Origin of the sequence: Erwinia sp. B116, from assembly GCF_002865965.1 — a bacterium.
In the GTDB taxonomy this organism is placed as follows: Bacteria; Pseudomonadota; Gammaproteobacteria; order Enterobacterales; family Enterobacteriaceae; genus Erwinia.
In genome coordinates this window covers 1-5,050 of record NZ_JRZZ01000083.1, presented here as the reverse complement: position 1 = coordinate 5,050, position 5,050 = coordinate 1, and the positions used below count along the sequence as shown (strand labels likewise).

Below are 5,050 nucleotides of genomic sequence, written 5' to 3'. Positions count from 1 at the left end.
AGCTCGTAACCGGGCAGGGTCAGAAACTCAACCAGTTCGCGGTCGGTGGTGATCCGTGCCATCAGCGCGGCGGCTTCGGTGAAACGCCCTGCGTTAAAGCGCGCCTCGCCCAGCTCCGCACGGATCACCTGCATCTCCTCCGCCAGCATCTGGCGGAACAGCGTTTCGGTGACCACCTCGCCGCTTTGCAGCGTTTTGCCGTGGCGGATCCACTGCCAGATCGAGGTACGGGAAATTTCCGCGGTGGCGGCGTCCTCCATCAGGCCGTAGATCGGCACGCAGCCGTTACCGCCGATCCAGGCCTCCAGATACTGCACCGCCACGCGAATGTTGGCGCGCATCCCTGCGGCGGTGCGTTCACCGGCGCAGGGGGTCAGCAGCTCGGCGGCGGCGATCTCAGCGTCCTGTTCACGGAGCACGCTGAGCTGGTTGGGCCGATCGCCCAGCCGCTGGTCAAACACCGCCATCGCCGTGTCGGCCAGCCCCGGATGGGCGATCCAGGTGCCGTCATGGCCGTTGGCCGCTTCGCGCTGCTTGTCGGCGCGGACCTTGTTCAGCACCTGCTCATTTTTCTGCGGATCTTTATCCGGGATCAGCGCGGCCATTCCCCCCATTGCCAGCGCACCGCGCCGGTGACAGGTCTTGATCAGCAGGCGGGAGTAGGCATCAAGGAAGCCCTGATCCATCGTCACCGCCTGGCGATCCGGCAGTACCCGATCCGGGTGTGCTTTGAGCGTTTTGATATAGCTGAAGATGTAATCCCAGCGCCCGCAGTTCAGCCCGACGATATGATCGCGCAGGTGCCAGAGGATCTCGTCCATCTGGAATACCGCCGGCAACGTTTCGATCAGCAGCGTTGCCTTTATCGTGCCGCGCTGCAGATCGAAACGATCTTCCGCAAAGCTGAACACCTGGCTCCACCAGGCGGCTTCCTGGTAAGACTGAGTTTTCGGCAGGTAGAAGTACGGGCCGCTGCCTTTGGCCAGCAGCGCGCGGTGGTTGTGGTAAAAATAGAGCGCGAAGTCAAACAGGCTGCCGGCGATCGCCTCACCCTGCCAGCTGACGTGTTTTTCCGGCAGGTGCAGGCCGCGCACCCGGCAGATCAGCACCGCGGGATCGGGCTGCAGCTGGTAGATCTTGCCCTGCTCGTTGCGGTAACTGATGGTGCCGTTAACCGCATCGCGCAGGTTGATCTGACCGTCGATCACTTTTTCCCATCCCGGCGCCAGCGAATCCTCAAAGTCGGCCATAAACACCTTCACCCGGGCGTTCAGCGCGTTAATCACCATCTTGCGCTCGACCGGGCCGGTGATCTCTACGCGACGGTCCTGCAGATCCTGCGGAATACCGCGGATCTGCCACTCTGTATTTTTAATGGAAACTGTTTCCATATTAAAATCCGGCAGTTCTCCCCCATCGATCCGCTGCTGAACGCGCGCCCGCTCCTCCAGTAACGCCTGCCGCTGCGGCATAAATCGCGTAACCAGCTCCGTCAGGAACCCGACGGCATCTTCGGTCAGAATTTGCTGTTCCTGCACGCCTCTCCGGGTCTGAAAATGCAGTTTTTCGCCTGTTGCCTGCTCTGTCATAAGCCCGCTCCCCTGTCAGAATCTGCCCGATCGTCGCTATCGCAGACGATCCATATGGATGCACAAACTTTAATCTTCCAGATCAAAATAGCATCAGCTTAAATTTAAAATCAAAAACAATTTCCATTTTTTATAGTTAATCTATGCAAAATAATGATTTTTTTAGATAAAAAACAACCAACGGAATGATTGGCATTTCAAAAATTAAAGAGAGACAGGGCTTAGCGCCGTGAGATCGGCGGATACGGGGTGAGCATCGATTAGCAGGTGGCGGAGTAAACCTACCTGCACTGGCAGGGGGTTCAGGCTTCATTAAGGGTAGGTGCTATGGCACGACCCTCTTCGGATTAACGTAAAAGTCTCCAGGGTAGAGTCTGAAGATTTGTATTCTGTTTGAGGGATAAAGGGCATAAACAGCAGACAGGAGCATGCCAGCGGGGAGAGAGGCTAAATATGGCATTCCGTCGAATGCCATTAGCGTTCGGTCAGGGTGAGCAGGGTACGAAAATTCAGCACGAACTTACCGTCCTGACGGGGCAACGTGTCGCTAACTTCGGCGAAAAATGGCCCGATAAAGTTATTCCAGCGTTGGGTTCATATTACGCAGATCAAACGGCGTGATCTGATAAACGTAGTAGTTTAGCCAGTTTGAAAACAGCAGGTTGCCGTGGCTGCGCCAGCTGGCACGCGGTGGAAGGGCCGGGTTGTCCTGCGGGAAGTAGTTAAAGGGTACTTCCGGGTTGAGCCCGGCGTCAAAATCGCGATGATATTCACCGGAGAGCGTCAGCGCATCGTACTCGGGGTGACCGGTGACGAAGGCCAGCCGCTTGTCTTTGCTGGCAAACAGGTAAGCACCGGTTTGTTCTGATTCGGCAAAGATTTCAAGGTCGGTATAGTCACGCAGTAGCTGTGTCGGGAAGTCAGCGTAACGCGAGTGCGGCGCGAGGAAACTATCGTCAAAGCCGCGGGTCAGCAGCGCGTGCGGATGCAGGATCTGGTGCTCGAAGACGCCAGACAGTTTGTTATCCCGCGTCTGCTTAGGGATGCCGTAAAGAATATTCAGCGCAGCCTGCACCGCCCAACAGACAAACAGCGTGGAGGTGACGTGCTCTTTCGCCCAGTGCAGCACCCGCTGGATCTGTGGCCAGTAGGCAACGTCGCAAAAGTCGACCAGCCCTAACGGGGCACCGGTGACGATCAGGCCGTCAAAATTCTCATGCTGAATATCATCAAAGTTACAGTAGAAGTTGTTCAGGTGCTCGTTGGGAGTATTACGTGACTCGCGGCTGTCGATGCGCAGCAGCTGGATGTCGATCTGCAGCGGTGAGTTAGAAAGCAGGCGCAGAAACTGGTTTTCCGTTTCGATCTTTTTCGGCATCAGATTCAGTACCAGCACCTTTAACGGGCGGATCTCCTGCGTGCTCGCACGGCTGGACGTCATAACAAAGACGTTCTCGTTACGCAGAAAACTCGCGGCTGGTAATTCGTCGGGTACCCTGATCGGCATAACCTGCTTCCTCAATACATACGTTTATACGTTTAGACATCCAGATGCCTGAAGATACCCTGGACACCTGATAATGTCGAGGCTTCATCGGATTGTTGAAAATGTTTCAACTGCCGGGCGGCCTCTGCAGCAGTGCTTCGTGCTCTTTCGACGGGATCATAAAGGCCGTCACCAGCACCAGCACACTCATTGCAGTGACATACCAGTAAAACCAGGCTTCATGGCCGGCGACTTTGAGCGACAACGCCACATATTCGGCCGAGCCGCCAAAAAGCGCATTCGCCACTGCGTAAGAAAGGCCAACACCCAGGGCACGTACTTCGGTCGGAAACATTTCCGCCTTCAATACACCACTGATTGAGGTATAGAAGCTGATAATGGTCAGTGCCAGCATTACCAGAAAAAACGCGTACCACGGACTGTCCGCACTGCGCAACAGCGTCAGGATCGGAACCGTACATAATGTTGCCAGCACCCCGAAAATCATCATCGATCGCCGCCGGCCAATCCTGTCCGACAACGCACCAACCAGCGGATGCAGCAGCATATAGATAATCAACGCGCCAATCATGATCCTGCTGGCCAGTTCTGGGGCCATCCCGACCGTATTCACCAGATATTTCTGCATATAGACGGTAAACACGTAATAACTCAGCGTCCCGCCGGCGGTGAATACCAGTACCAGCGCGACCGATTTTTTATGTTGCCATAATGCGGAAATCCGCCCCGCGTCACGGTGATGGCGGATGGTACTGTCGGTGGTTTCACTCAGTGAGCGCCGCAGCCATAGCGCCACCACGGCCAGCAACGCCCCGACTACAAACGGAATACGCCAGCCCCACTCATAAAGTGCTTCCCGCGTCATGATGGCCTGCAGTATCACCAGTACCAGCAGCGACAGCATCTGACCACCAATGATGGTGACATACTGAAAGGAGGCATAGAACCCGCGCCGGCCAGTGTGCGCCACTTCACTCATATAGGTCGCAGTGGTGCCGTATTCGCCGCCAATCGAAATTCCCTGAAATATGCGCGCCAGCAGCAGCAGCGTCGGTGCCCAGACGCCAATGACGGCGTATCCCGGCAGGCAGGCGATCACCAGTGAACCAATACACATCATGCATACGGAGATCAGCATGGCGTTTTTGCGCCCATGCCGGTCTCCAAATCGGCCAAAGATCCAACCGCCCAGTGGACGCACCAGGAAACCAACGGCGAAAATAGCCGCCGACTTCAGCAGTTGCGTAGTGGGATCGCTGTCGGGGAAAAACAGGTGGGAAAAATAGAGCGAACAGAATGAATAGATATAGAAATCAAACCACTCCACCAGATTACCCGATGAGGCAACAACAATTGTTCGGATAAGAGGGTTCGGAGTGCTGTCGTCCAGCTGCTGAAACTGCTCTTTCATGGGTCACTCCTTTGCGGATAATTCTCCGTTTTGCGCCCGGTCTGCCGGGCAGAAAGGCCAGCGTAAAACACCTGTTTCCAGGTACCAGGCGAGTGCAGTATCTCATTTTAAACATATCCTCCATGCCCGGTGGCGGTCAGAAAAGATTCTATCCTGAAGTGAGGCACGCAACCTGTTGAGGGATTTAGTGCGGGTCTGCGTTAAAAAAGGAAATTAAGAAGAGAAAATGTGACAGCTGTAGCGAATACAAACATGGGAATATGGGAATGGAAGCAAAACAGGTAACAGATGCGGTTATAAATACGACAAAAGTAAGCGTAATAACGACTGAAACAGAGATCTCTGGCTTTTCTGGCGGTCAGTCGCCTGAAATTCCCATTGGGTCTTACCGTTTTTGGGGTTCTTTACGCCATTTTTTATATCACACGCACAAAAAAGCCCCATGCTTTCGCATGAGGCTTGTCTGTTTATTTGATGCCTGGCAGTTCCCTACTCTCGCATGGGGAGGCCCCACACTACCATCGGCGCTACGGCGTTTCACTT

At 54.9% G+C, this 5,050-nt stretch carries 4 protein-coding genes; 1 reads left to right on the top strand and 3 read right to left on the bottom strand.

Annotation, left to right across the window (positions count from 1 at the left end; all coding sequences use genetic code 11):
• The 3 genes from aceB to NV64_RS22475 form a co-directional block, all read right to left on the bottom strand.
• Positions 1-1,589: malate synthase A (gene aceB, locus NV64_RS22485; protein ID WP_101506834.1), on the bottom strand; the 1,589-nt coding region annotated here is incomplete at its 3' end.
• A 577-nt stretch (positions 1,590-2,166) separates the two neighbouring features.
• Positions 2,167-3,096, bottom strand: a complete 930-nt coding sequence (metA, locus tag NV64_RS22480; protein ID WP_056234985.1) for a homoserine O-succinyltransferase — start codon at positions 3,094-3,096, stop codon at positions 2,167-2,169.
• Between the two features lie 106 nt (positions 3,097-3,202).
• Positions 3,203-4,507: an MFS family transporter gene (locus NV64_RS22475; RefSeq protein ID WP_056234984.1), complete on the bottom strand. Its 1,305-nt coding sequence runs from the start codon at positions 4,505-4,507 to the stop codon at positions 3,203-3,205.
• A gap of 266 nt (positions 4,508-4,773) precedes the next feature.
• Between NV64_RS22475 and NV64_RS24300 the strand changes: the two genes are divergently transcribed.
• Positions 4,774-5,050: hypothetical protein (locus NV64_RS24300; RefSeq protein WP_233209083.1), on the top strand; the 277-nt coding region annotated here is incomplete at its 3' end.